This is a genomic window from Stenotrophomonas sp. YJH_SMC_133 (assembly GCF_059370655.1).
In genome coordinates, this window is record NZ_JCAFTW010000003.1 from 236,332 (window position 1) to 263,197 (window position 26,866).

The 26,866-nt window shown below is 65.0% G+C and carries 16 protein-coding genes and 1 tRNA gene; 6 read left to right on the plus strand and 11 right to left on the minus strand.

Going from position 1 to position 26,866, the window contains the following annotated elements; translation table 11 throughout:
- The first annotated feature begins 42 nt into the window (after positions 1–42).
- Genes AC5P78_RS05625 through AC5P78_RS05640 form a run of 4 tightly spaced genes read left to right on the plus strand, consistent with a single transcriptional unit; the run spans position 43 to position 4,409 of the window.
- Positions 43–996 (plus strand): AAA family ATPase, encoded by a 954-nt coding sequence (locus AC5P78_RS05625; protein WP_495217173.1) that lies wholly within the window; start codon positions 43–45, stop codon positions 994–996.
- Between the two features lie 2 nt (positions 997–998).
- On the plus strand, positions 999–1,943 hold the full coding sequence (locus AC5P78_RS05630) for a DUF58 domain-containing protein (RefSeq protein ID WP_109337778.1): 945 nt from the start codon (positions 999–1,001) through the stop codon (positions 1,941–1,943).
- Positions 1,936–3,885, plus strand: coding sequence for a transglutaminase TgpA family protein (locus AC5P78_RS05635; protein ID WP_164172621.1), 1,950 nt, complete (start codon positions 1,936–1,938; stop codon positions 3,883–3,885). The genes AC5P78_RS05630 and AC5P78_RS05635 overlap by 8 nt, the downstream gene beginning before the upstream one ends.
- Positions 3,882–4,409, plus strand: coding sequence for a Slp family lipoprotein (locus AC5P78_RS05640; protein ID WP_005408301.1), 528 nt, complete (start codon positions 3,882–3,884; stop codon positions 4,407–4,409). Before AC5P78_RS05635 ends, AC5P78_RS05640 begins: the two co-directional genes overlap by 4 nt.
- A 77-nt stretch (positions 4,410–4,486) precedes the next feature.
- Here the strand turns inward: AC5P78_RS05640 and AC5P78_RS05645 are convergent, their stop codons facing one another.
- The 4 genes from AC5P78_RS05645 to dnaX form a co-directional block, all read right to left on the minus strand.
- Positions 4,487–4,846 (minus strand): histidine triad nucleotide-binding protein, encoded by a 360-nt coding sequence (locus AC5P78_RS05645; protein WP_005408300.1) that lies wholly within the window; start codon positions 4,844–4,846, stop codon positions 4,487–4,489.
- A gap of 67 nt (positions 4,847–4,913) precedes the next feature.
- Positions 4,914–5,513: a recombination mediator RecR gene (recR, locus tag AC5P78_RS05650; protein WP_005408299.1), complete on the minus strand. Its 600-nt coding sequence runs from the start codon at positions 5,511–5,513 to the stop codon at positions 4,914–4,916.
- 111 nt (positions 5,514–5,624) lie between these two features.
- The gene (locus tag AC5P78_RS05655) at positions 5,625–5,945 is read right to left on the minus strand and encodes a YbaB/EbfC family nucleoid-associated protein (RefSeq protein ID WP_005408298.1); all 321 of its coding nucleotides are present in this window, start codon (positions 5,943–5,945) and stop codon (positions 5,625–5,627) included.
- A 6-nt stretch (positions 5,946–5,951) separates the two neighbouring features.
- On the minus strand, positions 5,952–8,003 hold the full coding sequence (gene dnaX, locus AC5P78_RS05660; protein WP_049397088.1) for a DNA polymerase III subunit gamma/tau: 2,052 nt from the start codon (positions 8,001–8,003) through the stop codon (positions 5,952–5,954).
- A gap of 145 nt (positions 8,004–8,148) precedes the next feature.
- Here dnaX and AC5P78_RS05665 point away from each other — a divergent pair.
- Positions 8,149–8,241: transfer RNA gene (locus AC5P78_RS05665), tRNA-Ser, on the plus strand.
- A 143-nt stretch (positions 8,242–8,384) separates the two neighbouring features.
- Here AC5P78_RS05665 and AC5P78_RS05670 read toward each other — a convergent pair.
- The 5 genes from AC5P78_RS05670 to AC5P78_RS05690 form a co-directional block, all read right to left on the minus strand.
- Positions 8,385–8,666, minus strand: coding sequence for a hypothetical protein (locus AC5P78_RS05670; RefSeq protein WP_495217157.1), 282 nt, complete (start codon positions 8,664–8,666; stop codon positions 8,385–8,387).
- Positions 8,667–10,665: 1,999 nt separating this feature from the next.
- Positions 10,666–11,157, minus strand: a complete 492-nt coding sequence (locus AC5P78_RS05675) for a helix-turn-helix domain-containing protein (protein ID WP_495217158.1) — start codon at positions 11,155–11,157, stop codon at positions 10,666–10,668.
- On the minus strand, positions 11,154–11,372 hold the full coding sequence (locus AC5P78_RS05680) for an AlpA family phage regulatory protein (protein ID WP_174842158.1): 219 nt from the start codon (positions 11,370–11,372) through the stop codon (positions 11,154–11,156). Before AC5P78_RS05680 ends, AC5P78_RS05675 begins: the two co-directional genes overlap by 4 nt.
- An 894-nt stretch (positions 11,373–12,266) precedes the next feature.
- Complete coding sequence (locus AC5P78_RS05685; protein WP_495217159.1) at positions 12,267–13,547, minus strand: tyrosine-type recombinase/integrase; 1,281 nt, start codon at positions 13,545–13,547, stop codon at positions 12,267–12,269.
- A gap of 462 nt (positions 13,548–14,009) precedes the next feature.
- Entirely contained in the window at positions 14,010–14,420 is a 411-nt protein-coding gene (locus AC5P78_RS05690; RefSeq protein WP_024956127.1) for a DUF3592 domain-containing protein, read from the minus strand.
- Positions 14,421–14,759: 339 nt separating this feature from the next.
- Here AC5P78_RS05690 and AC5P78_RS05695 point away from each other — a divergent pair, with 339 nt between their 5' ends.
- Positions 14,760–15,203, plus strand: a complete 444-nt coding sequence (locus AC5P78_RS05695) for a GNAT family N-acetyltransferase (protein ID WP_100438903.1) — start codon at positions 14,760–14,762, stop codon at positions 15,201–15,203.
- A 56-nt stretch (positions 15,204–15,259) separates the two neighbouring features.
- Here AC5P78_RS05695 and AC5P78_RS05700 read toward each other — a convergent pair whose 3' ends face one another.
- Together AC5P78_RS05700 and AC5P78_RS05705 are read right to left on the minus strand one after the other, a co-directional pair.
- A complete protein-coding gene (locus tag AC5P78_RS05700) occupies positions 15,260–25,957 on the minus strand; it encodes an autotransporter-associated beta strand repeat-containing protein (protein ID WP_414498405.1) in 10,698 nt (3,565 codons plus the stop codon).
- A gap of 358 nt (positions 25,958–26,315) precedes the next feature.
- The gene (locus AC5P78_RS05705; protein ID WP_005408286.1) at positions 26,316–26,633 is read right to left on the minus strand and encodes a DMT family transporter; all 318 of its coding nucleotides are present in this window, start codon (positions 26,631–26,633) and stop codon (positions 26,316–26,318) included.
- Positions 26,634–26,866 lie beyond the last annotated feature (233 nt).

Consider the following 26,866-nt stretch of genomic DNA (forward strand, 5'->3'; position numbering starts at 1 on the left):
TGCTCTATGGATAATCGAATGGATTCCAGACCTGAGACGATCATGCCAGCCTCGTCCCCCAATCCCAGCATGCTAACCGATCAACTGCGCCAGGCCCTGCGGGAGGCACAGGATCAGGTAAACGCACTGGTGCTGGGCAAGGTGCCGGAAGTCAGGCTGGCTTTCGTCGCCCTGCTTTCCGGTGGCCATCTGCTGATCGAGGATCTGCCCGGCCTGGGCAAGACCACGCTGGCGCATGCGTTGGCCAGCAGCCTGGGCCTCAGTTTCCAGCGCGTGCAGTTCATCTCCGACCTGCTGCCCGCCGATGTACTGGGCGTTTCGGTATACGAGGCCGGCAGCCGCCAGTTCCAGTTCCACCCGGGGCCGGTGTTCACCCACGTGCTGCTGGCCGATGAGATCAACCGTGCGCCGCCGCGCACGCAGAGCGCGCTGCTGGAGGCGATGGCCGAACAGCAGGTCACCCTGGATGGGCAGACCCATCCCCTGCCCGATCCGTTCTTCGTGATCGCCACGCAGAACCCGGTGGACCTGTCCGGTACCTTCCCGCTGCCGGATTCGCAGCTGGATCGTTTCCTGCTGCGCCTGGCGATGGGCTACCCCAGTGCGCAGGCCGAACGCGAACTGCTGCGTGGTACAGACCGCCGCGACCTGATCGCACGTGCCGTACCGAAGCTGGATGACACCCAGGTACGCGCGCTGCGTGAAGCCGTCAGCCAGGTCCATGCCAGCGATGCACTGGTCGACTACGTGCAGGCCCTGCTGACCCGCAGCCGCCAGCACGCCGGCGTGCGCGTGGGCCTGTCACCGCGTGCCGGCCTTGCGCTGCTGCGCGCGGCCAGGGCGCATGCACTTCTGCTGGGCCGCGGCCACGTGGTGCCCGAGGACGTGCAGACCCTGTTCGTGGCGGTGGCCGGTCATCGCCTCGTGGCCGAAGCCGAGTCCAGCTCGGGGCCGGCACTGGCACGGGCCATCCTGCAGACCGTTGCGGTGGATTGAGGGTGGCCACGCGCTGGGCACGACTGCAACTGCTGGCACGCCCGCGCAGGCCTGAAGCACTGCCGCAGCGCCTGGACCGCCATCGCATCTACGTGCTGCCCACCCGTTTCGGCCTGTTCGTCGCCGCGCTGCTGGCGGCAATGCTGCTGGGCGCACTGAACTACAACAACAACCCGGCGTTGCTGCTGGCCCTGCTGCTGGCGGCAGCGGCGATCGCCAGCGCCATCGCCGCGCACCTGCAGCTGTCCGGCGTACAGATCGACGCGATCTCCGCCGAGCCGGTTCCTGCCGGGCAACCACTGCGCCTGCGCGTGGACCTGTCACTGCGTGATCCGCGCGCACGCCACGGCCTGCACCTGCAGCTGGGTGACAGCGAAGCCTGGACCTCGCTGCCTGCACACGGCCGCGGTGAAGTGGAGCTGCACGTTCCCAGCGAACGCCGCGGCTGGCTGGAGCTCCCGCGCATCCGCCTCTCCACCACCCAGCCACTGGGCCTGGTGCGGGCATGGTCGTGGGTGTGGCCGGAACAACCGCTGCTGGTCTATCCGCAACCCGAGGCGCTGGCCCCTGCACTGCCGGAAAGCGGCAACGATCCGCTGCACACGCGCGCCCATGCCAGTGGCGAGGAACTGCATCAGCTACGGCCCTATCGTGCGGGCGATGCGCCACGCAGCATTTCCTGGAAGCACTCGGCACGCCGCGACAGCCTGCTGGTGCGCGAGTACGAAAGGCCGGTTGGCATCGAAGTCATCCTCGATTGGCGCACGCTGTCCCCGCTGGGCCATGAAGCACGCATCGCGCGTTTGGCGCGATGGGTCGACATGGCCGAGCGCGAAGGCCGCCGCTACACCCTGCTGCTGCCTGCACACCCGCCATTCGGGCCAGGCCAGGGCGCCATCCACCACCACCTGTGCCTGCGTGCACTGGCATTGATGCCGCATGACTGAGACCACGCCCGCGCTCGACCGCAATGCCCGCAACTGGACCCTGGCCAGCGCGGCGTTGGCGCTGTTGCCGTTGCTGCTGCAGTTGCCGCCCCTGCTGGCGGGCGTGATCGCGGCCGCAGCGCTCGTGACTGCGGTCCTGTCGAGGCGGAAGGTGCTGCCCATGCCGGTGCGCCTGCTGCTGGTGCTGGCCATGCTCGGTGCCATCGCCTGGCAGATGGGGATGGTCCGACCTGGGCGCGATACCGGTTGCGCCCTGCTGGCAGCGATGCTGGCGATCAAGTCCAGCGAACTGCGCAGCCGGCGCGATGCCCGCAGCCTGCTCGGCTTCGCGCTGTTTTCCCCGTTTGCGGCGTTCCTGCTCGACCAAGGACCACTGACCACGGTGTTGGCCGCACTGGCGGGGATCAGCGCGCTGCTCGCCCTGCAACGGCTGGCCGGGGATGAAGGCAACGCCGCGCAGCTGCCCTTGCGAGGGCAGCTGCGCGGCGTTGGCCGCCTGCTGGCGATCGGCCTGCCGCTGGCATTGGCCTGCTTCTGGCTGTTCCCCCGCCTGGCCACGCCACTGTGGGGTGTTCCCGAGCGCGCCGTGGGTACGCCGGGGTTGTCCGACAGCATGGAGCCCGGCCAGTGGCTGGACCTGATGGCCGACGACAGCCCGGCGCTGCGCGTGCAGTTCTTCGGCGCGGTACCCGAGCCGATGCAACGCTACTGGCGAGGACCGGTACTGACCGCCTTCGATGGCCGGCGCTGGACACGTGACCGCGCCAGCGAGCGACGGCCGGCGGCCGTGGTCGAGGCCGGCACGCAGGGCTGGGACTACCAGATCGACTACGAACCCACCGACCGGCGCCAGCTGGTGGCACTGGACCTGCCCAGCCGCGCGCCTGCAGGCAGCACGCTGGATGCGGACATGAGCCTGAGCAGCGAGCGGTCACTGGCGTCGCTGAGCCGCTGGCGGTTGCATTCGGCGCCACCACAACGCTTCGACAGCACGCTGTCACCCTATCTGCGACGGGCCGCGCTGCAGTTGCCCAGTGGCTTCAACCCGCGCACCGCCACGTTGGCGCAGCAATGGCGGCAGCAGGCTGGCAGCGATGACGAGGCCATCGTGCGCCGCGCGCTGCAGTGGATCACCACCGACTTCTCGTACACGCTGGACACCCCTGCGGCAGGGCGCGACCCGATCGACGAGTTCCTGTTCGGCTACAAGGCCGGCTTCTGTGAACACTTCAGCTCGGCCTTCGTGGTGTTGATGCGCAACGCCGGCGTCCCGGCACGGGTGGTGACCGGCTTTGCCGGCGGCACCTACAACCGCCTTGGCGACTACTGGATCGTGCGGCGGATGGACGCCCATGCCTGGGCCGAGGTATGGCTGCCGCAGCGCGGCTGGGTAAGGGTTGACCCGACCGCAGCCGTGGCACCGGAACGCATCTTGGACACACTGGACGACCGCCTGCAGGCCGGTACGGACACGCCACTGCAGCAACGCTGGCAGCAGCTGGGGCAGATGGGCGACTGGCTGCGCCGCGGCTGGAACGACCTGGTGCTGTCATTCGATGCACGCCGCCAGCAGCAACTGCTCACGCCGTTCGGGCTGGATGATCTGGGCCCCACGCAACTTGTCGCTGGCTTCGTGGTGGCAACGATGCTGGCCTTGGCGTGGATGGCCTGGCTGCTGGCCCGTGGCGAGCGCGAACGCGACCCGCTGCTGCGCGCCTGGCACCGGCTCGGACGGCGCTACGCCCGCCTCGGCCTCGCCCGTGAACCGCACGAAACCGCACAGGACTGGGCCCAGCGGGTGCACCGGCAGCGCCCTGACCCGGCCCTGCTCGCACTCAGCCAGCGTTTCGCCGACGCGCGCTACGCTGGAACTTGCACCGACCTCGCTTCATTATTGCGGGACCTGCGCAGGCATCGCCCGACTTCCGGAGCCTCCCCATGAACACCAAGTTCCTTCTCACCGCTGTGGCCACGCTGGCCCTGTCGGCCTGCGCCACGGCCCCCAAGCCGCTGCAGGGACAGTTCAGCCTGGTCTCCCCGCGCGACTCGGTCGCTACCCAGCAGGTCGGCACGCCGGTCCGTTGGGGCGGTCGCATCATCGAAACCAAGCCCGGCCAGGGCGAGACCTGCTTCCAGATCATCTCGCGCCCGCTCAATGGCAGTGGCCGTCCGAACACCACCTCGTCCGACGCCAGCGACGGCCGCTTCATCGCCTGCCGTGCCGGCTTCTACGACCCGGCCGTGTTCGAAGCCGGTCGTGACGTGACTTTCATCGGCAAGATCGACGGCTACCAGAACACCCGCATCGGCGAGTACGACTACCGCCTGCCCAAGCTGTCGGCCGATGTGATCTACCTGTGGCCGGAACAGCGCCAGGTCGACGTGGTGCCCTACCCCTATGGCCCGTGGGGCCCGGGCCCGTATGGTCCGTACTGGGGCGGCTATGGTCGCTGGGGCTGGTGGTGATCGTCACCGCACAGGCATGACGGAAAAGGCCGCCCTCGGGCGGCCTTTTTCATCCGCGCATGGCGTGGACAGGGGCTTCAACGCCCAGGCGCACCGAAATGCCCCAGCGGCGCACCGGCCAGCAGGTGCATGTGGATATGGAACACGGTCTGCCCGGCATGCTCGCGGCAGTTCATCACGATGCGGTAGCCGTCCTGCGCGAAGCCCTCGCGGCGCGCGTACTCGGCGGCAGCCAGCGCCAGCTTGCCGATCAGGTGCGCCTGCGACGGCTGCAGGTCATCCAGGGTCGGAATGATCTCGTTCTTCGGAATGAACAGCACGTGCACCGGTGCCTGCGGTGCGATGTCCTTGAAGCCCAGCACCTCGTCATCCTCGTAGACGATGGTGGCCGGGATCTCGCGACGGATGATCTTGCTGAAGAGGGTTTCGTTGCTCATGGTCGGCCTCGGCGGGGATGTCATCCGCATTGTAGGCCGGCCGCGCCGGGGGATGCCCGGCCGGCATTCAATCGCGGAATTCGCTGCGCGTTCCGAACGCGTGCGAGAGCGTGCCGCGATCGACGTATTCGAGTTCACCGCCAAGTGGCAGGCCCTGCGCCAAACGGCTCGGCTGCACCTTGCGTGCGCGCGCCAGCTGCGCCAGGTAGTGCGCGGTGGCCTCGCCCTCGACAGTGGCGCTGGTGGCGATGATCAGCTCCTGCACCTCGCCTTCGGCCAACCGTCGCTCCAATTGCTCCAGGCCCAGCTCGCGCGGGCCGATGCCATCGAGCGGCGACAGCCGCCCCTGCAGCACGAAGTAGACACCGCGGAAGCCGGTGGCGTTCTCGATGGCCAGGCGGTCGGCCGGCGATTCGACCACGCACAGCTGGCTGCGCTCGCGGCTGCCGTTGGCACAGGTCGGGCACAGCTCGGTTTCGCTGAAATCGCGGCACTGCACGCAGTGGCCGATTCGCTCCACCGCCAATGCCAGTGTCTCGGCCAGACGCTGGCCACCTTCGCGCTCGCGCTCGAGCAGGTGATAGGCCATGCGCTGTGCAGTCTTCTGGCCGACGCCAGGCAGCACCCGCAATGCGTCGATCAATTGTTCAAGCAGGGGTGCGGACACGGCGGCATGCTTTCATGGCGTCGAGCACGCTCGACAGCTGTCTGTAGAGTCGAGCCATGCTCGACCGAGGGTTGGAGCGGGCACCTGCAGCGGCAGGCGCCCCCTGGGAAATCAGAACGGCAGCTTCATGCCCGGCGGCAGCTGCATGCCGGCGGTGGCCGACCCCATCTTCGACTTCGACTCGGCATCGATCTTGTTCGAGGCATCATTGAAGGCGGCGGCGATCAGGTCTTCCAGCATCTCCGGGTCGCTGGTCAGCGACGGGTCGATGCGCACCTTGCGGCATTCCTTGGCACCGGTCAGGGTCACGCTGACCATGCCGCCGCCGGCGCTGCCGGTCACTTCGATCTTGGCGATTTCTTCCTGGGCCTTCTGCAGGTTTTCCTGCATTTTCTGGGCCTGCTGCATCAGTTGTGCGATGTTTCCGCGCATGGTGTCTTACTCGTCAAAAGAACGGATGGAATCGGAAACAACCCGGGCACCGTGCTGTTGGATCAGCACCTGCACTTCCGGGTCGTCCATGAAAACGGCCTCTGCCACCTGCTGCCGCTCACTACGCTGGCGGTCGGCACGCTGGTGCAGGGTCTCGGCCGGAACGTGTTCGGTTTCCACGGTCTCGACCACGATCTTCGGCGCCTGGCCGAGGGCCTTCTCCAGCATCTCGCCCAGGGCGGCCAGCGCGCGCTCCGAGCGCAGGTATTCAAATCCGGGCGAAAGGCCCAGTTTCAAGGTCCCGTGCTGGCAACTGATGAAGGCAGCGTTGGCGGCCAGCTGCCGCGACGGGCCGCTCAGGCCACTGTTGGCGACCAGATCCAGCCAGTCCTCGGCGCTGGCCAGGTCGCTGACACCTTCCAGCGGCGCGTTCTCCTGCACTGGCGCCGGCTCGACCGGCGCGATGGCAATGCCTTCCGTGCGGAACGGGCGTGCGGGCGGTGCAGGCTCGCTGGGAGCCGCGACGGGAGCCGGCGGCTCATGCCAGGGCGCCACCATGGCAGCTTCCGGCCCAGCCATCTCGGCCGCCAGCGCCTCGTCACGTGCCTCGGCTTCGTCGGTGGCCCACGGCGGCAGGTCGTCGCCCGCTTCTGTTTCAACGGACGGCGGCGCCGCTGCTTCGGCCTTCACCGGCGGCGGTGACACCGGCTCTTCCACCGGAACCGGCTCGGGCTCCGGCGTCGGGTCCGGTTCGGGTTGCGGGGCCGGGTCCGGTTCGGGTTCAGGTTCGCGCGGCGCGGCCTGCACCGGAGCGGCCACCTGCGCCACCAAGGCCGGGCTTGCCGAAGCGGCGGCAGTCGCCGGCGTCGCTTCGTGGGTACCCGCACCGGTGCCACCACCGGCAGCATTGCCACCCGGCGCATTGCCTGCCCCCTCCACCGACTTCGGCACCGGCGGGACCGCCGCGGCCGGGCGGAACGCCAGCATGCGCAGCACGGCCATCTCGAAGCCCGCGCGCGGGCTCGGCGCCATCGGCAGGTCACGACGGCCGTTCAAGGCCATCTGGTACCAGAGCTGCACCACTTCCGGGCGCAGGCGCTCGGCGAATGCGGCGGCATCCAGGCCTTCGGCAACGGCCGCACCCGGTACCAGCTGCTGCACCTGGATGCGGTGCAGGCCTTCGGCCAGCGCTTCCAGCACGCCACTCCAGTCCGGCGAGAATTCGGCCAGCGCGGCCACCACCTGCAGCAGGCGCGGGCCATCGCCGTCAGCCAGCGCATCGAGCATCGCCGCCACCTGGGTGCGGTCGACCGTGCCCAGCATGGTACGCACCACGTCCTCGCGCAGCGCGCCGCCGGCATAGGCAATCGCCTGGTCCAGCAGCGACAGGCCATCCCGCAGGCTGCCATCAGCGGCCTTGGCCAGCTGCACGATGGCACTGCCGTCGGCCTCGATCTCCTCGGCCGCCAGGATGCGGGTCATCTGGCCCTGGATCTGGTCCTCGTCCAGGCGCTTGAGGTTGAACTGCAGGCAGCGGCTGAGCACGGTGACCGGCAGCTTCTGCGGATCGGTGGTGGCCAGCAGGAACTTCACGTGCTCCGGCGGCTCTTCCAGCGTCTTCAGCAGCGCGTTGAACGCCGCCTTGGACAGCATGTGCACTTCGTCGATCAGGTAGACCTTGTACTTGCCACGCGAAGGCATGTACTGCGCGTTCTCGATCACCTCGCGCACGTCGTCCACGCCGGTGTTGGACGCGGCGTCGATTTCCAGCAGGTCGATGTAGCGGCCGGCGTCGATATCCAGGCAGGCTGCACACTGGCCGCATGGATCGGCACTGGTGCCCTGTTCGCAGTTCAGCGACTTGGCGAAGATGCGCGCGATGGTGGTCTTGCCCACGCCGCGGGTGCCGGTGAACAGGAACGCATGGTGGACCCGGCCGCTGTCGAGCGCGTTGCTGAGCGCACGGACCACGTGTTCCTGGCCCACCAGCTCGGCAAAACGCTTTGGACGCCACTTGCGGGCAAGGACGAGATAGGACATCAGGCCACCGTTTTCCATCGGATGTTCCATTGTGCCATGCCTGTCCAGCCCCCCTCGCCTCCGGCACATCTTTCGCGGGTTCCTGGCCGGGGTGCTTGTGAAGTGCCGCGCAGCCCGCTAGAATCTGCGCCCCTGCTGAGGCGTTTGCCGATGGCAGGGATCCGGAGAGGTGTCCGAGTGGTTGAAGGAGCACGCCTGGAAAGTGTGTAAGCGTCTAAACCGCGCTTCGGGGGTTCGAATCCCCCTCTCTCCGCCATATTAAAGATTAAGCCCCTGATTTCAGGGGCTTTTTCTTTTCCATTGGGCAGCATCCCAACATCTATCCCAACACGGGCAGAAGCGCGCTTCGGGTAGCCTGTGCTTTAGGGACTGCAAAATCTACCGGCGTTACGAGCTCACTTAAAGCCCGGCATCCACGATGAAAACGGCCTTCGCCCTGCTCAACCCAGCCTGAGCATTCCCATTGTCTAGGTCAGACCTCGAAGAGGCATTGCGGATAGCGTCAGCGTAAGCCAGTGACGCGATATAGACCTCTTTAGCGGCGGCTTTCTCGCCTTCTTTCGGTTGCGACGCTACGTAAGCATCGTAGGCAACTTTGACCCGCTCACTACCTGTCGAAGCACAATCAAGAACTCGGCCTGTACCACTTGGCGCAAACGAGCCATACATCTGATTGTTCATCTCACCCTCTCCAATCAGTCGCGAACAGCTATAGAAGGCACCATTGACCTCCTGCAAAAACGCCAGGGCCGGGGGCCTATCATCCGCCAGAGCTAGAGATGGCGGCGAAAACACTACGATTGCGACTGCTAGATTTTTAATACCCATATATTTCCTAGAGGCCTTTCGTTACATGTTATTCCCTAAGACCGAATGGCCCAAGTTCCATGTCTTGAGCCCTTCTAGCCCCTCCCTTGGAGGAGGCTCATGGTTTGCAATGATCGAAGCAAATAGAAGACCCGAAGGTTTGATGCGCCGCCCGCCCTGCTCAGGAGCGACTAGGCGTGTCAGGGGGGAGAACGGGGTCAGCACGCTGAATGTCTAGGTTTCCGTTCATGTCTATCGACAGTCTAAAGAACTTTTTCTCGCCGTTCCGGAAGGTGGTTTCGCGCTGGGTCCAATGCTCTTTGCTCAGCGCACACAATCCGCGACCGCTCGGGTCGCCCCCCCCCACACGAAGCACCAGCTCACCGACAGGGACAGTGAATCTAGCAGTTTCAGAGTTATCAATCCGGGCGGCAAGCTCTTCGTTTACGAAGAAGCCGGCGTAACAGCCGGAACCAAGATAGCCCTTGTCTCGGGTCAACACCAAAGTTCCACTTGGCCCATCTACAAGGGACAGAAAGCCCAATAGCCTATCCGCTGGGACGGGGCGAGCCTTAGAGTGGTCAGCCGGAGTGGTTGCGCATCCAGCCAGCGTAAGTGAAACGAAGAGCATTCCTGCGCGCGCTTTCGTACGATTTCCCTGTCCCTCTTAGCTCGGCCCGGTTGGCTTAGAGGGCACTCTAGTCATAGGGCCATGGGCTGTACACCCCCCCTTTTTCTTCGCCAGAGCCCAAGCTACGGCCTGCAGCCTAGTGATGCAGGTACAATCTGGCTAATTGCTAGGAGGATGCAAGAATGGCCTTAGTAACTTGTCACGAATGTGGGCACAACGTCAGCACTACTGCAAAGGCATGCCCTTCATGTGGCGCAGCCCCGCCGCCGACGCCCGTGCCGCATGTGCGGCCTCCCTTGCTCACTGGCGCGGGGTGGGCAATCCTAATTTTTGGTTTGGGCGCGGGGTTGTTGGTTTTACTTCTCCTGATTGCAGCAATGCGGGGGCCGTCACCTAAGGCTAAAGAAAAGGGCCAGGAGCGGGCCGCAATCGATCTGTGTTGGAAAGACTACGAGCGAAGGTCTCTTGATCCATCCACCAAGAGATTCGTAGCTAGCGCATGTGAGCTTATGGAAAAGCGATTCCGGGAGAAGCATGGGGTGGAGCCATAAGAGAGGGGGGATTCGGTCTTGATTTGTACTCGATGACTGCGCCCCTTTAGGGGCTGAACAAATTAAGCGTCCGTCTAGTTTTATGGTTGCGCGAAATAGTCGCAGCGCCCCGCTGCTGAGCGCTGACTCAGCCCTGTGAGCAGCGCATGGAATGGCAGCAGTATCTGTGTAGCTGTGATGGCTACGCAAAGCTCATTTAAAGCACCCTTTCGGTAGTCGGATTGGCTACCAAAAGGGCGATTCGTTCTCACTAAGCCTCATCACTGTAGCGAACACAACTACAGAGCCTGTGCACAATGATTACCGGTGTTTTTTAGATCGGCAGGTGCAGGCGTCCAGCGGAGATATGCCTTATTTGGGTTGGCCCCAGGTGCACAGGTAGCTTCATTTGTGAGGCGATAGCTTGTGGCGTGGCGCGTCTTTTGTTGGAAGCCGCCCGGGGTTTCCACAGTAATCCAGCCACGTTGGATAAGATCGGAGAATGCGCGTTGTGCGCGTCTCTGCCCAATATTCAGGCGAGCCATTGCTTCTCTAATAGAAAGAAATACAACGTTCCCGTTCGAGGGTCTATACAGACCTCTGAGCGCAACGAGCAATGCGCGAGCGTCGGGAGACATTGTCGTCCAAGCGAGGCATCGCTCCTCGTACCAGTAGATTCGTACATGCGCATCTGCTTTCCTGGATCTTCTTTTCATCGTTCAAGAGACCCCTTGGGCGAGGGGAGGTGGTACTGGACGACGCGGGCCATCGTTTGATGACGCGTAGTTACATTTATCCACGTTGAGAGGATGGGCCATCCCATCCGTCGGAGCTCGTGAACATCTGCGGCAAGTCGTGACGATCCAAATTCGCGCCAAGCGTCGGCACTTGTGAGGTTTCTGCCAAGCATTAGCGCGTCCAGAACCTTGGCTCTCGCCGAGCCGGTTGCTGGGTAGGTAGTAATTGAATTATCATTCGATTTCTCGCTAAAGCTGTAACCTCTTGCGAAACCCGGTCCGCCAGCCGGGTTTCGTTTTTTTTGACCTCCAGAGAGCGCTTCTGCCTTAGGCAACGTGCGCGGGATTTGGTTAGTCGAATAGATGCTCAGATTGGAGTCGGCTCCGCTTGGCACCTCAACGCCTGTCTCCTTTTGAATTGCCGTAATCTTGTCGTGCCAGAGGTTTGGATCATCGAAATTAATCACTTCAGACCTCCCTGCGTCTGCGCATCCAGCCAGCTACGAACGTCGCCCCAACGCCAGCACGTAATTCGGCCGGGAAGGCGATGGGGACGCGGGAATTGCCCTTCTTTTATCCGTCGCCAGCACGTCGCTTGGGAATAGGGGATGACGGGAAGTAGGTCCCGAATTCGCAACATCGCGTCATCTGGCAGCGAGGGGAAATGAATAGCTGATTTCATATGTGCCCTTAGGCGAGGAGATGAGGCTATTAAAGCCAAGCACCGTCCCCGCAACTGGACACAAAATGTGCGATTTTCTAGAGACTTGGGTAGATGGGGTGCAGGCCGTCGAGTACGCCTGAACGTCCATTCGCGATTACTTGGTCAAAGACAAACCAGTACTTGGGGTACGTTTTTGCCCAGACGCGTCTTAACGTCCTTTCATCTCTATTGCCTTGAGCCTTACCCAGCCGTTGCAACCTCTCGAGAACCAAGCGACAAGCCTTGCCTGGCCGTCTGATATCGCCGTTCAGTGCCCCTAGCTGATCCGCGACCAAGATGCATATGCGGTAATCTTGATCGTCTAAGAACTGCGAAGTTATAACTCCTCGGCGGGGCCGCTTAGCTCTCTCTGCAAAGCTGATGAGAAGCGCCTTAGCCACCTCAGTACCCAGCCCATAGTCAATGAAGTGATCTAGGAGCGGGTCCAATAGGCGGTGATTCCGGTAGACGCTCACAAGGTAGTGCTCAGCAACCTCCCGCCCGCAGTGACTCTGTCCGGACGAGCATCGCCAGCAAGGCCGACCGTCTGATCTCGTGCCGTTGTGGCGATATGCCCTCTGGCTAGCGAGGACACCCTCAATGCCGGCCATGTCATCCTTGTTGATGCGGGTTCGAGGTCGTCCCTTTCCCTCCCTGCGCGCTCTCTTTGCTAAGGTGGCAACCAGCTCTCGGGCCTCCTTGGTGGCTAGGCCGTAAGCTCTCATCTGATTTAGCAATGGCCCTGACTCTCCGTACGCTTCGTACACAAAGCGAACGCGGATCTCCTGCGCGCCACGGCCAACCACACTTTCACATTGTGAGCATACAAACGACGACGATCCGCGACTTCCCCCTGCGGCGAGTTCGTCTACCTCACTCACCCGCCTGCGCTCCACGCCGAGTGCTGGGGAACCTAAGCACAGTGCTTTCAGACTTAGCGGAGTCTATAAAATTGGCCCAGTCTTCCATTAATCCCGTCCGTTTTACGAATAGATCCCCCCGGCGGTATGCTGCCTCAACCTTGTTGCTGATTGCATGGGCCAGTGCCATCTCTGCTACGTCGCGAGGATAGTTGGTTCGTTCGCTGCACCAGTCGCGGAATGTAGAGCGAAAGCCATGCGGCACAGCGTCAACCTGCATCCTGCGCATTACGGCGGAGATGGTCATATCCGACAACCTGCCCCCCCTTGGGGCGGGAAAGACAAGCTCAGTGCCTCCCATGCGCGGCAACCCCTTGAGAATAGCTACTGCGCGCGCGCTGAGCGGGACGCGATGTTCTTTGCCAGCTTTCATGCGCTCCGCTGGAACGGTCCACACAGCGGCATCTAGGTCAACTTCCTGCCATGTAGCCCCGCGAACCTCACCGGACCGAGTGGCGGTCAAAATCAGGAACTCCAGCGCGCGCGCCGCCATGCCTTGCTGCAAGCGGAGCGAAGCTACAAAGGTGTGCATCTCATCAATTGGTAGCGCCTTGTAATGGCTCACCTTTGCAACCTTGCTTGGCTTCGCCAGGACAGCGTCTAGGTTCCCCTTCCAACGCGCGGGATTGTCGCCTTTGCGGTAGCCCGAGGCGGTCGCCCAAGCCAGCACTGCTTCCAGCCGAGCGCGTAGGCGTGTCGCCGACTCGCATTTAACCGTCCAGATAGGGACCAGCACTTCCAGCAAATGAGAAAGCTCGATTTGGTCTACAGGAGTCTTCCCGATGACGGGATAGGCATCGGCGGCAAGGGTGCTGGTCCACTGGGCGGCATGCTTGGCAGACTTCCATTCCGGACGCTTCGCAGCAATGGTTTGCTCGGCACACCATTGGAAGGTCGGAATGGCCTTGTACGCCATTCTGCGCGCTTGCTTGTCCGCTACAGGGTCAGAGCCACTTGCTACAGCCTCGCGGACCTTGCGGGCCGCTTTGCGTACGTCTGCGAGGGTTACGGCAGGGTAGCCGCCCAAACCCATGTCACGGCGGTGGCCGTTGATCACGATGCGCAGAATCCAGCTCTTTGCTCCCTTGGGAGTCGCGCGCAAATAAAGCCCGGTAACAGTGCCCTCCGGATGGAAGCCCGGCTCTAGCTCAGGAATCTGAATGGCTGTCAGCCCGTCGGCAGCTTTCTTTGGCATGGCAGTCCCAACATCTGTCCCAACATCAGATGATGCCATAGGATGCTACCAAGTGACGCCTTATGATGCGATGAAAGCCCTACTGTACTTGGCCACAATGCTCGTTTGAGTCGATGTGATGCAATGTGAATCATGGCGGAGGCTGCCCCTCTCTCCGCCAGACAAACGCAAAAGGGCCGCCCACAGGGTGGCCCTTTTGCGTTTGTCTGGCGGATGGGATGGGTGGTGAGAAGCCCCGCCGGGGTTCGACGGTTCTGCAGGAGCAGAACCGGACAGCCGCAGGCTGGTCCCGGGGCGCAACGCGCATCGGGATCGGGATCGGGTGCAGGGATGCACCCGACAATCCCCCTCTCTCCGCCAGATAAATGAAGAAGCCGCCCACTGGGCGGCTTTTTTATTTGGCTGGCGGGAAGCGCGGCAGGTACTACCGAACTGAACAGGCCCTGCCGCCAGGGGCAGGTCCAACGGTTCGCCCGCCGACAGCGCGCGATCCGCTGCGAGTCACCTGCGCCGGAGCAGTCCCCGCACGCAGACGCCGACGAACGCCAGCCCCAGCAGCATCCACACGACCGTCATTCCCCACAGCGCACCGAACGTATCCAGGACCGGCTCCAGGCGCGGTTGCGCCGGATCGTACAGCACGCGTACCGGCTGTCCAGGCTCATAGCCGAAGATCATGCCACCCTGCGGGTAAGAGACGTGTTGGCCGGTCGCGGTGGTGAACGCAATCTGCGGATGTGATCCGCCCGCGTTCAGGCGCTCGACCTGGCCATCGACGGCCTGCGCGATCTGCAGGAACTCAAGGCGATGCGTCACTTCGAAGGCGGCCACGGCAAGGATCAACAGCCCCACCGCGCCAAACAGCAGACCGCGCATGACCTGGGCAGTCCGGGAAAGAGAAGGGTCGGGCATCGCTGGGCAGCTCCGTTGCAGGCAGGAAGACGAATGGGGCCGGCGGATCCTGCCGCGCGGTCAGTCCCACGTGTCGAAAGCATAGCCCAAGAGCCGCCGCGCCCCGCTGCATGCCATCGCGGCCGCATGCGCCTCGCCACTGACGCACCCGCCTGGTGCAGGCGCCTGTGTTCCGCACAGTCATTCGAGGTGGGCGAAATCATCCGTGAGAAGATCGACTCCGCTCCATGTACCTTGGAGCACTTCGGCGGCTCCTGCGGCCTCGTCGCGCGATACCCCCTTGAGAAGGACAACGTCTGGACGGTTGAAATGCGCCCGGGCAACGCCAAGGCATTTTCCATGAACCTCCGCCTCTACCGCCCCGCCGATGCCAGCGCCTGCCTGTCGATTTTCGACAGCAACGTGCCCACCTACTTCGCGCCCGAAGAGCGCAGCGACTTTGAGCGCTTCCTGCAAGAACAGGCCATGGACTGTGCATTCCAGGTCATCGAGCGAAATGGCAGCATCGTGGCGTGCGGCGGCCTGTCGCGACGCGGCGACGGCAGTGCCGGTTTCTGCTGGGGCATGGTACAGCGCGCGCTGCACCGGCATGGACTGGGCCGGGAACTGGCGCTGGCACGCCTGCGCCAGGCCGAAGCGGATCCCTCGATCAAGCGCATCACGCTCAGCACCAGCCAGCACACCCAGGGCTTCTATGCTGGCCTGGGCTTCCAGGTGACGCGGATCGTTTCCAATGGCCACGGCGCCGGGATCGATGCCGTGGAGATGGAGCGGAGGGTCTAGCCCTCCGCACCGCCCTGGATCCACGCAGGCGTGGATCCAACGTCGCCCCACTCTCCTCAGAAGCCCACACGCAGGTTGATCTGCCCGCCCACGTCGCGGCGGCCATCGCCGTGCTGGCCCTGCACGAACATCGACAGCTGGCTGTTGCGGCCGAGGCCCACCGCCACGCCCACCTGACTGACCAGCGCATTGCGTGCCATCACCGCGCTGTAGACGTCGAAGGCATTGCCGCCCACCGCGAAGCGGTTGCGGCTGGCCACATCGGTATCACCCGATGCATGCTGCCAGCCCAGGCCAACCGTCAGCTGCGCCGGGAAGCGCTCGCCGCTGCCCACATCCCAACGGCCGCGCACGCCCACGGTGCTGACATTGAGCGTGTCCTTGCCGCCTTCCAGCACCAGCGCAGCCGTGCCGCCCTGCTCCACCGCACGATCACTGTCGACCCAGTGCCTGGTGAACTGCACATACGGCTGCAGTTGGGTCCTGCCATGGGTCCAGGTCCAGCTGCCCTCCACCTGCGCGATGGTCACATCCGAGTCCTGGCGGCTGTACAGGGTCTGGCCCAGCAGCGGCACCTCACGCGTGGTACGCGTGCGGTAGTCACCGCGCGATACGCTGCCACCGACCGCAAAGCCGTTGTTCCACTGGCCCTGCGCATACAGGCCGAACGTGTTGCCGCGCAGGCGGGCCCGCGAGCTGCGATCGTACAGGCGGGTATCCAGCCGCTCGTTGCCTGCGGCCGCACCCAGCACCACGTGTTCGCCCAGCTGCCAGTCCACGCCCGCCATCAGTGCATTGCGGTTGGAGCGGATGTCATCGCCGTTGCCGTCACCGTCCTGGCGGAACACCTTGCCGCTGCCGGCCAGCCAGGCCGAGGCACGCTCGCCACGCACGGTCGGCAGTTCGCTGCCGAGACGCTGGCGGATGCCCTCTTCCAGGTAGTTGTCGTACAGCAGCACCGCACGGCTGGCCGCATGTACCTCGCCGGACAACTGGTCGAACGCCGCACGCGCGGTACCCGCGTCATACATCAGCAGCGTGTTGTACAGGCCCAGTGCCGGACCACTCTGCGGCAGGCTGTCCAGCGCTGCAGCGGTGTTGTACTGGTTGCGCGTCTTCGCCGCCGTGGTGAATGCCGCGGTCTGCGCCACGTCGATCTGCAGGTTGGCCGTGTTGGCGGTATAGACCGGAGTAACCGAAAGGAACGCCGAAGTGCTTCTCCCTGCCGCGAACTGCCCACTCACGCCACCGCCCGCATTGACCACCGTGTACTGCTGGCCCTGCTGGTAGCTGGTACTCGGCGAAATCGTGTTCACCTGCACGGTACTGCCACCCACGTTGGCGCTGCCGCCCACCTGCACCGTGTCGCTGCCGCTGGCACCCAGATCGACGCCCAGCGTGCTGCCCGGCGACAACGTCAGGTTGCCGCCCACCGTGATCGTGCCGGTGCCATTGCCTGCACCACTGCCGTTGCCCGGGCCATTGCCCGGCGACAGCACGCCGCCGCTGGACACCGTCACGCCGCCACCCGTGCCACCGATGGTCCCGGTACCGGACAGCGTGGTACCGCTGCCGATGGTCCACTGGCCACCGATGTTGCCGGTGACATTCAGGCCACCACCGGTGACCTGGCCGGTGCCGCTGAAGCCGCCGCTGTTGCCGCCCAGGTTCAGGCCGCCCGGGCCTGCCTGCACGATGCTGCCACCACCGCTGATGGTGCCGCCCAGCGTGGTGGTGCCGCCGGTGTTGATGACCAGGCCACCGTTGTTGGTGATATTGCCGGTGATCGAGCCGCTGGCGCCGCCATTGCCGACCTGCACGGTGCCGCCGGCATTGATGGTGGTGCCGCCGGTGTAGGTGTTGTTGCCGGTCAGGGTGACCGTTCCGGTGCCGGCCTGGGTCAGGCCACCACTGCCGCTGATGGTGCCTCCGACGGTGGTGTTGCCGCCCACGTTGAACACCAGGCTGCCGTTGTTGCTGACGTTGCCGGCGATCGCACCGCTGGCGCCGCCATTGCCAACCTGCAACGTGCCGCCGGTATTGATGGTGGTGCCACCGGTATAGGTGTTGTTGCCGCCCAGGATCAACGTGCCGCTGCCGGCCTGGGTCAGGCCACCGCTGCCGCTGATGGCGCCACCGACCGTGGTATTGCCGGCCACGTTGAACACCAGGTTGCCGTTGTTGGTGACGTTGCCAATGATTGAGCCGGTCGCGCCGCCATTGCCCAGCTGCAGCGTGCCGCCGGCGTTGATGGTGGTACCCCCGGTGTAGGTGTTGGTGCCGGTCAGCACCAGCGACCCACTGCCCGCCTGGGTCAGGCCACCCGTACCGCTGATGGTGCCGCCCAGCTGCGTGTTGCCGGCCACGTTGGAGATCAACGCGCCATTGTTGGTGATGTCTCCAGCGATGGCGCCGGTTGCCCCGCCGTTGCCGACCTGCAGCGTACCGCCGGTATTGATCGTGGTGCCACCGGTATAGGTGTTGTTGCCGACCAGGGTCAGCACGCCGCTGCCGGCCTGGGTCAGGCCACCGCTGCCGCTGATCGCGCCACCGACCGTGGTGTTGCCGCCCACGTTGAATACCAGGCTGCCGTTGTTGGCAACGTTGCCGGTGATCGCACCGGTCGCACCGCCATTGCCCACCTGCAGGGTGCCACCGGCATTGATGGTGGTGCCGCCGGTATAGGTGTTGTTGCCGGTCAGCACCAGCGTGCCGCTGCCGGCCTGGGTCAAGCCGCCACTGCCGCTGATGGTGCCACCGAGCGTGGTGTTGCCGGCCACGTTGGACACCAGCGCGCCGTTGTTGGTGATGTCGCCGACGATCGCACCGGTCGCACCACCGTTGCCGATCTGCAGCGTGCCGCCGGCATTGATGGTGGTCCCTCCGGTGTAGGTGTTGTTGCCGGTCAGCACCAGCGTGCCGCTGCCGGCCTGGGTCAGACCGCCATTGCCACTGACCACCGCACCCACGGTTGCCGTGGTGCCGAGGTTGTAGACCAGGCTGCCATTGTTGGTGATGTCGCCCAGCACCGAACCGGTGCTGCCACCGTTGCCGATCTGCAGGGTGCTGCCACCGTTGATGGTGGTACCGCCGGTATAGGTGTTGTCGCCGCTCAGGGTCAGCGTACCGGTACCTCCCTGCACCAGGCCGCCGGTGCCACTGAGGACGCCAGCGAACACGGTGCTGGCGTTGTTGCCGCCGGTAGTCAGCGTTGCGCCTCCCAGCGCCACCGTGCTGCCGGCCACACCGGCCAGGCCGCCGATGGTCTGGTTGCCACCGGCGCTGATATCCAGTGTGCCAGCACCGGCCAGGTTGACCGTGCTGGCGCCGGACAGGCTGCCGCCGGCTGCTACCGCCAGCGTCCCGCTGTTGATGGTGGTGGTGCCGGTATAGCTGCTGGCACCGCCCAGGGTGACCGTCGCCGCGCCATCCTTCAGCAGGCCACCGGCACCGCTGATCGGTCCGTTCAAGGTCAGCGCGTTGCTGCCGGCCAGAGTCAGCGTGCCGCTGGCCAGCTGCACGGTGTTGGCCAGAGTCAGCGCACTGGTGCCATCCAGGCTGGCGTTGCCGCCTACGGTCAGCGCGCCGATGCCCAGCGAACCGCCGTTGCCCAGCAGCAGGCCACCGGCATTGAGGGTCACGCCGCCCGTGAAGACGTTGACGCCAGTCAAGCCCTGGATGCCTGCGCCGTTCTTTACCAGGCCACCGGCCCCTCCGATGGTGCCGGCGAACGTGGTATTGCCCACGCCATTGAGGGTCAGCGTGCTGCCGCCCAGCGCCACTGTCGAACCCGCCACGCCTGCCAGCGAACCGATCGCCTGCGCACCACCCGCGCTGATGTCAAAGGCGGTACCGGCATTGGCCAGGTTCACCGCACCAGTCGCCGCGAGGCTGCCGCCGGCACCGATCGCCAGCGTGCCGGCGTTGATGGTGGTGCCACCGGTGAAGGTGTTGGTACCGGTCAGCGTCTGCGTTCCCGCACCTTCCTTGATCAGGCCACCGGAGCCGGCCACCGAACCACTGAAGGTGCCATTGGCAGGGCCTCCGATCGTCAGCGTGTTGGCGCCCAGATTCACTGTACCGCTGCCGATCAGGGTACCGAACTGCTGCGTGCCGCTGCCTGCTGACAGATCGAAGGTCGCCCCCGTGGCCAGGTTGACGGTGCCTGAGGAGGCCAGGCTGGCGCCAGCACCCAGTGCCAGAGTGCCGGCGTTGATGAAAGTACCGCCGGTATAGGTGTTGGCACCATTCAAGGTCAGCGTCGCGGCACCCTCCTTGGTCAGTGAGCCGGTACCACTGAGGATGCCGTTGAGGGTGAGGTTGTTGCTCCCGAGGACGGTCAACGCGTTGTTGAGGGTGAAGTTGTTGGCGAGGGTGACCGCCGTGTTCGAATCGAGCGTCGCAGCGCCTCCGACCGTCACCGCACCGGTGCCCAACGCAGCATTGTTGCCGACCACCAGGCCACCGGCGTTGAGCGCTACGCCGCCGCTGAAGGTGCTGGCGCCGTTGAGCGTCTGCACGCCTGCGCCGTTCTTGACCAGGCCGCCGTTGCCACTGATCGCACCGCTGAAGGTGCTGTCCACGGTGCCGCCCAGGGTCAGCGTGCTGCCGCCCAGCGCCACCGTACTGCCGGCGACGCCGGCCAGCGAACCGATGGCCTGGTTGCCCGCCGAAATGTCGAACGTGCCGGCACCGGCCAGGTTCACTGCGCCGGCCGCGGCGAGGCTGCCACCAGCGCCGATCGCCAGCGTGCCGCTGTTGATGGTGGTGCCACCGGTGTAGGTGTTGGCGCCGCTCAGGGTCACCGTGGCCGCACCGTCCTTGATCAGCCCGCCCGTGCCGGAGATCACGCCGCCCAGGGTCAGCGCCTGGCTGCCGAGCAGATCGAGGTTGGCACCCGATGCGAGGTTGATGTTGTTGGCCAGGCTGACGCCGGTGGATGCATCCAGCGTCGCGTTGCTTCCCACCGTCAGCGCACCGCTGCCGAGCGCAGCGTTGTTGCCGACCACCAATGCGCCGCCATTGAGCGCGACGCCACCGCTGAACAGGTTGGCACCGCCCAGCGTGAGGCTGCCGGCGCCATTCTTGACCAGGCCGCCGGTGCCGGAGATCGCGCCATCGAAGATGCTGTTGCCAACGCCGCCCAGGGTCAGTGTCTGTGCCCCCAGGCTCACCGTCGAACCCGCCACGCCGTTCAACGCCCCGATGGTCTGGTTGGCGCCGGCAGTGGAGATATCGAAGCCTGTGCCTGCCGCAGTGAGCGTCACCGCACCGGTCGCGGCCAGACTGCCGCCGGGGCCGATCGCCAGGGTACCGGCGTTGATGAACGTGCCGCCGGTGTAGGTGTTGGCACCGGTCAGCGTCTCGATGCCGGCACCGACCTTGGTCAGGCCACCGGTGCCTGCGATCGAGCCACTGAAGGTGCCATCGGTGGCGCCGCCCACTTCGATCGAGTTGGCACCGAGGTTCACCGTACCGTTGCCGACCAGCGTGCCGAACTGCTGCGTGCCACTGCCGGCCGACAGGTCCAGCGTGGCGCCGGTGGCAAGATTGACGGTACCGCTCGCGGCCAGGCTGGCACCGGCCCCCAGCGCCAGCGTGCCGGCGTTGATGTTGGTGCCACCGGTGTAGGTGTTGATGCCGTTCAGGGTCAGCGTCGCGCTGCCATTCTTGGTGAGGCTGCCGGTACCGGAAAGGACGCCGTTGAGCGTCAGTGCATTGGTCCCGATTACGGTCAGCCCGGCGTTGAGCGCGATGTTGTTGGCCAGCGTTGCCAGACCGGTGGTATCCAGCGTGGCAGCACCACCGACGGTCAATGCGCCCGTGCCCAGCGCTGCGTCATTGCCGAGCACCAGTCCGCCTGCATTGAGCGTCACGCCACCACCGAAGGTATTGGCGCCGGACAAGGTCTGTACGCCCGCGCCCACCTTGACCAGGCCACCACCGCCGCTGATCACGCCATCGAACGCGGCGTTGCCAGCGGTACCGAAGGTGAGCGAATTGCCGCCCAGCGTCAGCGTGCTTCCCCCCGCTCCGTTGAGTGCACCGATGGTCTGGTTGCTGCCGGCGCCGGAGATATCGAAGCCAGCGCCTGCGCCCAGCGTGACATCACCGACTGCGGCGAGACTGCCACCCGTACCCAACGCGAGCGTGCCGGCGTTGATGGTGGTACCGCCGGTGTAGGTGTTGGCACCGGACAGCGTCAGCGTGGTGCCGCCATTCTTGATCAGGCTGCCATTGCCGCCGACCACGCCGGACAGCGTCAGCGCATTGCTGCCGGGCAGCGTGAGTGCGACGCCCGAGCCCAGCGTGACCGCATTTCCCAGCGTCACTGCAGTACCTGCATCCAGCGTGGTGCTGGCATTGACCGCCAGCGCACCGGTACCGAGCGCACCATTCGCGCCGACCACCAGGCCACCACCGTTCAAGGTCAGGCCGCCACCGAAGGTATTGGTGTTGTTGAGGGTCAGCAGGCCCGCACCATTCTTGACCAGGCTGCCGTTGCCGCTCAGCACGCCTCCGAATGCAACGTCACTGGTTCCGCCCAGGGTGAGCTGGGTGCCGGCACCGAAGTTCACCGCGTTGGCCAGATTCAATGCCACCGTGCTGTCCAGCGTGGTGGTGCCGCCAATACCCAGCGCACCGGTACCAAGCGCACCTGCATCGCCCAGTACCAACCCACCCGCATTGAGCGCAAGGCCACCACTGAACGTGTTTGCACCGGACAGCGTCTGCACGCCCGTGCCGGTCTTGACCAGGCCACCGGTACCACCGATCACACCGGCAAAGCTTCCATTGCTGGCACCGCCAAAGGTCAGCGACTGCGCGCCCAGCGCCAGCTGGCTGCCCGCCACGCCATTCAACGCGCCGATGGTCTGTGCCACACCGGCTGCGGAGATGTCCAGTGTCGCGCCCGCAACGGCAAGATTCACCGCACCGGCTGCGGCGAGACTGCCGCCTGCGCCCAGCGCCAGCGTGCCGGCGTTGATGGTGGTGCCTCCGTTGTAGGTATTGGCGCCCGACAACGTCAACCGCGCCGTGCCGTCCTTGATCAGCCCACCGGCACCGAATACCGGACCGGCCAGCGTCAGGTCATTGCTGCCCAGCACGGAAAGGTTGGCACCGGCAGCGAGACCGAGGGTGTTGCCCACCGAAAGCGCCGCAGTGGCCTCCAGCGAAGCGTTGCCGCCCACGTCCAGCTGGCCGGTACCCAGCGCCTGCGCATTGCCCAGCTGCAGCAGGCCCGCGTTGAGGCCGACGCCCCCGCTGAACGTATTGGCGCCGTTCAACGCCAGCGTCGCCGTACCGTTCTTGACCAGGCTGCCAGTACCACTGATGAGACCGCCCAGCGACACGTTCTGGCTGCCCAGCAGATCCAGCGCCGCGCCTGCCCCAAGGTTGAGGTCGTTGGCGAGGTTCAGCGCTACTGAACTGTCCAGCGTGGCATTGGCGCCCACCGACAGTGCACCGGTGCCCAGTGCGCCGGCGTTCCCCAGGAACACGCCGCCGCCGTTGACGGTCAGCCCACCACCGAAGCTGTTGGCGCCGTTGAGGGTCAACGTGGTGGCACCATTCTTGACCAGCCTGCCGGCACCGGACACCACGCCACCCAGCGTGATCGCCTGCGAGCCCGGCAGCGACAGCGCGGCACCCGCGCCCAGGGACACATTGTTGGCCAGGTTCAGCGGGGCGCCGCCATCGAGCGAGACGCTGCCGCCAATGCCCAATACTCCCGTACCGAGTGCGCCACTGTTGCCCAGCAGCAGACTGCCGGCGTTTGCGCTCAGTCCACCGCTGAAGGTGTTGGTACCGTTCAAGGTCAGTGTCGACGCGCCATTCTTGACCAGGCTGCCGGTGCCGGTGATGTTGCCGGCCAGGGCCAGGTTCTGGCTGCCCGGCAGGGTCAACGCCGCGCCGAGGTTGATCGCATTGCCCAGGTTCAGTGCAGCAGTGGCGTCCAGCGAACCGTTGCCACTGACGGTCAGCGCACCGCTTCCCAGCGCACCGGCGTTGCCCAGCACCAGGCCACCGGCGGCAAGATTCACCCCACCGCTGAAGGTGCTGGCGCTGGTCAGCGTCTGCACGCCGGTGCCCTGCTTGATCAGGCCACCGGTGCCGCCGATCACGCCGGCGAAGGTCCGGTTGGTGGCATCACCGAAGGTCAGCGTGCTGCTGCCCAGCGACAGGGTGCTGCCAGCCACGCCGGACAACGCACCGATGGTCTGGTTGCCACCCAGCGAGATATCCAGCGCGCTGCCAGCGCCGGCCAGGCTGACCGCGCCGGTCGCCGCCAGGCTGCCACCACTGGCCAATGACACCGTTCCGGCATTCACCGCCAGCCCACCGGTGAACGTGTTCGCGCCGCCCAGCGTCAGCGTGGAGGCGCCGTTCTTGACCAGGCTGCCGCTCCCGCCGATGACACCGCCCAGCGTCAGCGCATTCGAGCCCAGCACATCGAGCGAACCACCGGCGCCAAGCGTGATGCCATTGCCCACGGTGAGGCCGGCGCTGGCGTCGAGCGATACCGCACCGCCGACGTTCAGCGCCCCGGTTCCCAGTGCACCGCCGTTGCCCAGCACCAGGCTGCCGGCATTGAGCGCCAGACCGCCGCCGAACGTATTGGCGCCGTTGAGCGTCAGGGTTGCCGCGCCATTCTTGATCAGGCCACCAGCGCCACCGATCACGCCGTTGAATGTGAGCGCCTGGTTGCCCAGCAGATTCAGGCTGGCCCCGGCACCGAGGTTGACGGCATTGGTCAACGCCAACCCGGTCGTGCCATCCAGCGTGGCATTGCCGCCGACGGACAGCGTGCCGCTGCCCAACGCGGCCGCATTGCCCAGCAACAAGCCGCCGGCGTTGAGCGCAACACCGCCGCTGAGGTTGTTGACGCCGGACAGGGTCTGCACGCCGGTACCGAGCTTGATCAGGCCACCGGTGCCTGCGGCGAACGTGCCGCTGTAGCTGGTATTGCCCAGCCCACCCAGGGTCAGCGTGTGGCTGCCGAGATTGACCGAACCGCCGAGACCGGCCAGCGAGCCGATGGTCTGGTTGGTCGCCGCTGAAAGATCGAGGCTGGTACCAACGCCCAGCGTGATCGCACCGGTGGGCGACAGGCTGCCACCCGCGCCCAGCGCCAATGCGCCGCCGGCCAGGTTGAAGGCGCCGGTCAGCGAATTGGCGCCATTCAAGGTCAGCGTGCCCGCGCCGTTCTTGGTCACGTTGCCGGCACCGGAAATCGAGCCACTCAATGACAACGCATTGCTGCCCAGCAGGTTCAGCGAGCCCCCGCCATTGATCACCAGATTGTTGCCCAGGGTGAAGCCCGACGTCGTATCCAGTGAAGCGCTGCCACCCACGGTCAGGTTGCCGCTGCCCAGCGCGCCCGCATTGCCCAGCAGCAGACCGCCGGCATTGAGGTTGACGCCGCCGGAGAACAGGTTTGCGCCGCCGAGCGTGACGATGCCGGTGTTGTTGACCGTCAGCCCGCCAGTACCGGACAGCACGCCACCCAGGCTGAACGCATTGGTCCCGCCGAGGGAAAGGTTGCCGCCAAGGTTGAAGGCGTTGGTCAGGTTCAGACCGGCCGTGGAGGCGGCAATGGCACCGCCGTTGGCGGTGAACAGCCCTGTGCCGAAGGAACCGGCATTATTGAAATTGACCAGGCCATCGTTGAGCGTGGTCGTGCCCGCAGCCGCCCACGCACCCTGCAGGTTCCAGGTACCGCTGTTGACGGTGAGCCTCTGGAAGTTGATGTACTGGTTCCAGCCCAGCGTGGTTACCGCTCCGCCGGTACCGCTGCCCGGGCCGGTGGCGCTGTTCTGCAGCACCAGGCTGTTGTTGGACGCCGAGCCACCGTCGACGATGCCGGCCGCGGCCAGATTCACCGCAAGCGCGCCGACCTGCCCGGCCACGCCGATACCGGCGGTATTGACGCTGGAACCAGACACGGCGGTGAAGGTGTTGCCGGCGACCGAACTGCCCAGGTTCACACTGCCGTTGATGGTTCCCGCGTTGAGGAAGGTATTGCCGGCCCCCGCCGTGGCCGAACCCTGGAACCCTATGCGGCCGGTAATGATGCCGGTGTTGTTGAGAGTGGTCTGCGCACCACCGTAGCTTACGATCGATGCCGCATCGGCCGTGGTCAACAGGCCTGCACCAAAGATCGACATGTCCACATTACCGGCATTGACGATGTTGCTGACACCGCCGGAAGCGTTCTGCACCACCAGCGCCTGTCCGCCGAAACCGAGGATGGAGCCGATGTTGACCAGGCCTTTGATCGCCCCGCCTGCCTGATTGTTGACGCTGATGGTGTTTCCACCGACGGTATTGTTGCCCAGCACCATGCCCGACGCTGCCAGGCTCAGGCCACCGTTGATGGTGGGATCGACCGTGCCCTGGTTGTTCACGGTGATGCCGTTACCACTCAAATTCACTGCACTTCCGCCAACGATCGGCGGCACGCTGAGCTCGGCGCCGGTCTGGATATTCAGCGTCACGCCGTTGATGCTGTTGGTCAGCGAATTGGTATTGGAGCCGGTGGCACAGGTCACCGTCGTACCTGCGGTAGTGCAGGCCGCAAACGCCGATCCACTGGCCAGCGTGGCCGCCAGTGCCACCGCCAGCTGGTGCGCCCGCAATCGCGGCACCCGCCCTGCGCTGACCGCGCTTCCGCCGGGGTTCCGGGCGACCTCCGAAGCAACCTGCATTACCCCAAGGGCACGATTGAAAACCAGACGGTAAATGCGGTTCATCGGTAAATCTCCATGAAAAGACCGGATGGCACAGCTGGCAGGTTTTTTGGAGACAATGCGGCCCACCCCGGCTCCCGATGCGGAAACAAGGTTCGAAGGCATTAACTCCTGAAAATCTTCACATCTTCACGCCGTCGCACCCGGCGACAGGTGCGACAGCGTGTCCCTCAAGGCGAAAACTCCCCGGTTTCGCCCGACGAATGGCGGCACTGTGCGACCGTCCGTGCCAGTGGCATGTGAATCACGCTCGTTATTTTCATGACGTACGTCAAATAAAACGGGCGGACAAAATGGTCTTGCCGAAAATGCATATATCTGCTGGAAGCGGAGATTCCTTTCCCCGCCATAAGTAAATCATTCAGCTGCTCGAGAGTTTCATCAGCACCAGGCCGGAAACGATCAGCACCGCTGCACCGATCCGCATCGGGCTGACCTGCTCGCCGAGGAACACGATGCCAACCACGAACGCACCGACCGCGCCGATGCCGGTCCAGATCGTATAGGCGGTGCCCAGCGGCAGGCTGCGCATGGCCACCGCCAGCAACCAGAAGCTGGCGATCATGCCGACGATCGTGACCACGGTGGGGGTGAGCTTGGTGAAGCCTTCGGACTGCTTCATGGACACGGCCCAGACGATTTCCAGCAGGCCGGCGAACAACAGATAGATCCAGGCCATGACGGCCCTCCTCTTGGTAGGGCCAGGCCGTCCTGGTCTTTGATTCCCGATGTGGGGGAGGCCGTTCCTCCTGGCCGGCATTCTAGCAACGGCGGGTGGCCCGGGCCGCCATGGGCGGGAACGGGTTACAGCGGATTCAGCGCGTGAAGCTGGCGTCGATGCACCTGCCTGCGCTAGACTACGCGTCTGCCATCGGCCAGCCGATGCGCAGTCCGGCTGTGGTCTCTGGCGCA

What these genes read in the sequence shown, in the direction of transcription:
- AC5P78_RS05625 (WP_495217173.1), top strand. Translation starts at nt 43, where the DNA reads ATGCCAGCCTCGTCCCCCAATCCCAGCATGCTAACCGATCAACTGCGC.
- AC5P78_RS05635 (WP_164172621.1), top strand. Translation starts at nt 1,936, where the DNA reads ATGACTGAGACCACGCCCGCGCTCGACCGCAATGCCCGCAACTGGACC.
- AC5P78_RS05640 (WP_005408301.1), top strand. Translation starts at nt 3,882, where the DNA reads ATGAACACCAAGTTCCTTCTCACCGCTGTGGCCACGCTGGCCCTGTCG.
- AC5P78_RS05645 (WP_005408300.1), bottom strand. Translation starts at nt 4,846, where the DNA reads ATGAGCAACGAAACCCTCTTCAGCAAGATCATCCGTCGCGAGATCCCG.
- AC5P78_RS05655 (WP_005408298.1), bottom strand. Translation starts at nt 5,945, where the DNA reads ATGCGCGGAAACATCGCACAACTGATGCAGCAGGCCCAGAAAATGCAG.
- dnaX (WP_049397088.1), bottom strand. Translation starts at nt 8,003, where the DNA reads ATGGAAAACGGTGGCCTGATGTCCTATCTCGTCCTTGCCCGCAAGTGG.
- AC5P78_RS05670 (WP_495217157.1), bottom strand. Translation starts at nt 8,666, where the DNA reads ATGAACAATCAGATGTATGGCTCGTTTGCGCCAAGTGGTACAGGCCGA.
- AC5P78_RS05680 (WP_174842158.1), bottom strand. Translation starts at nt 11,372, where the DNA reads ATGAAATCAGCTATTCATTTCCCCTCGCTGCCAGATGACGCGATGTTG.
- AC5P78_RS05685 (WP_495217159.1), bottom strand. Translation starts at nt 13,547, where the DNA reads ATGGCATCATCTGATGTTGGGACAGATGTTGGGACTGCCATGCCAAAG.
- AC5P78_RS05690 (WP_024956127.1), bottom strand. Translation starts at nt 14,420, where the DNA reads ATGCCCGACCCTTCTCTTTCCCGGACTGCCCAGGTCATGCGCGGTCTG.
- AC5P78_RS05695 (WP_100438903.1), top strand. Translation starts at nt 14,760, where the DNA reads ATGAACCTCCGCCTCTACCGCCCCGCCGATGCCAGCGCCTGCCTGTCG.
- AC5P78_RS05700 (WP_414498405.1), bottom strand. Translation starts at nt 25,957, where the DNA reads ATGAACCGCATTTACCGTCTGGTTTTCAATCGTGCCCTTGGGGTAATG.
- AC5P78_RS05705 (WP_005408286.1), bottom strand. Translation starts at nt 26,633, where the DNA reads ATGGCCTGGATCTATCTGTTGTTCGCCGGCCTGCTGGAAATCGTCTGG.